The following is a 1,715-nucleotide window of genomic DNA, read 5'->3' as shown; positions in this document are numbered from 1 at the left end:
GTCCACCGACATCGCCGCTCGAGCTCGGCCGCGTCAGCCTGGATACGAGGACGGTCATGGCTTTGCTGGGCGATGATCGTTTCCGCTTTTCGCTGGTGACCGGACACTCCAAGGGCAACCTCGTGATCTCGGAAGCGCTGTACGAGCTCAAGGAGCAGCCGGCGATCGAACAGACCATTCCCGACGACAGATTCTGGATCGTCACGGTGTCCGCGGCGGTCGCGATGCCGCCCCGATACAAGAAGATCATCGACGTGATGGGCACGATCGATGGCTTCGGCGCGCTCAACTCGACGCCGGGAATCTCGATCGAGAAGCCGTGCCCGTTCTGCTGGCACCACACCAACACGGACTTGCCGTTTCACCTGCCTGTCACGAAGGTCTTCAGCGAGCTCAGGGTCGAGCGGACGATCGCCATCTGAGCCACGCCGGGAATCGCAATGACGTCGGCGAACTCGGACGAAAGCGATGAGATTGCAGACGCCGCCCTCCGCCGTCCTCGCGCCGTCACTTCTCGTGGTGCGGGCAGCCGGGGTCGAACCGGCACAGCGCTTGCGCACCGAGGGATTTTAAGTCCCTTGCGTCTACCAATTCCGCCATGCCCGCTTGATCCAACGAGATCAAACACTTAAGTCCACCTCCGGCCGTCTGGAATCGGCGCTTCGCGGGCCGGGTGGGTGGTTCTTCCTTAAGCGAGCCGGCCGCACAAGGCAAAGCCTCAATCCGGACATCTGTTGCTGCTTTAGGCATTCTCAATCCACGGGGACTATTCATCCGGCATGTCTGTCTCGTTCCTCTCCCGCTGCCGCCCCGTGCGCGCGCTGCTTCCGCTGTTCGCGCTCTGCGCGGCGCTCGCCGGCTGTGCAGGCGTCAGCGACACCATAAGTCCGGCCTTCGTCGATCCGGCCCGCTATGACCTCTGGGATTGCAAGCAACTCGCACCCGAGCGCAAGAACGTCGTCAAGCGCACCGAGGACCTCGAGCGGCTGATGGCGAAGGCCGAGACCGGAACGGGCGGCGTCGTGGTCGCGGAGCTCGCCTATCGCAACGACTACCTCRCCGCGCGGGGACAGCAGAAGCTGATTGAAGAGACCTGGCGGAGGAACAGGTGCCGTGAGAGCGACATGGAGGCGGCGGCACCTCCCGCTCAGCCGACGGTCGCGCCCGCACCGGCGAGCCCCGTCAAGCCGTCCAGGCCGAAGTCAGGCGGCGCCGTCAATTGACGACCACGCGCTAGGGTCGCCAGCCGTAGATCCAGTCCTGCCGCGCCAGCAGGCGTTCCGGGCCGAGCGCCCGGATCGCAAGATCGCGTCCGATCGCGAGYGGTCCGCTGAAATGATAGATGCGGCCCTGCTGCCGCGCGGTCCGCTGCACCCGCCGCACGCGCGCCTGGCGTGCACGGCCATATTGCTTCAGCGCTGCGATGATGCCGTCCGTGCTCTCCGCCGTCTCGGGGCTCAGATGCCGTGCCAGCACGGCGGCATCCTCGATCGCCATGCCGGCGCCTTGCGCGGCGAACGGCAGCATCGCATGCACGGCATCGCCGAGCAGCGCGACCGGGCCTTTGCTCCAGGGGCAGCCGTCGGGCACGCCGAACAGCGCCCATTTGCGCCAGCTATCGACTGCGGCGAGCATCATCCGCGCCTGCGACGGCCAGCGCGGTGCGGCGAACGCCTCCATCACTTCGCGCGGATCGCCGGGCGTGCTCCAGCCCG

General features: G+C 66.4%; 2 protein-coding genes, 1 tRNA gene and 1 pseudogene. 2 read left to right on the top strand and 2 right to left on the bottom strand.

The window, feature by feature from the left end; translation table 11 throughout:
* Positions 1 to 422, top strand: a pseudogene (locus tag AC1D00_RS39940) (hypothetical protein); the annotation flags it as partial.
* 95 nt (positions 423 to 517) lie between these two features.
* Here AC1D00_RS39940 and AC1D00_RS39935 read toward each other — a convergent pair.
* Positions 518 to 606 (bottom strand) — tRNA-Leu (locus AC1D00_RS39935).
* Positions 607 to 779: 173 nt separating this feature from the next.
* On the opposite strand from AC1D00_RS39935, the gene AC1D00_RS39930 reads away from it, so the two are divergent.
* Positions 780 to 1,223, top strand: a complete 444-nt coding sequence (locus AC1D00_RS39930) for a twin-arginine translocation pathway signal (protein ID WP_477014485.1) — start codon at positions 780 to 782, stop codon at positions 1,221 to 1,223.
* A 10-nt stretch (positions 1,224 to 1,233) separates the two neighbouring features.
* On the opposite strand, the gene AC1D00_RS39925 is transcribed toward AC1D00_RS39930, so the two are convergent.
* Positions 1,234 to 1,715 (bottom strand): FAD-dependent monooxygenase (locus AC1D00_RS39925; protein WP_477014484.1); only part of this gene is annotated, 482 nt, incomplete at its 5' end.

It is taken from the genome of Bradyrhizobium sp. P2_E8 (assembly GCF_056403875.1).
Note: the sequence above shows the minus strand (reverse complement) of the source record. Positions and strands in the feature narration are given on the sequence as shown.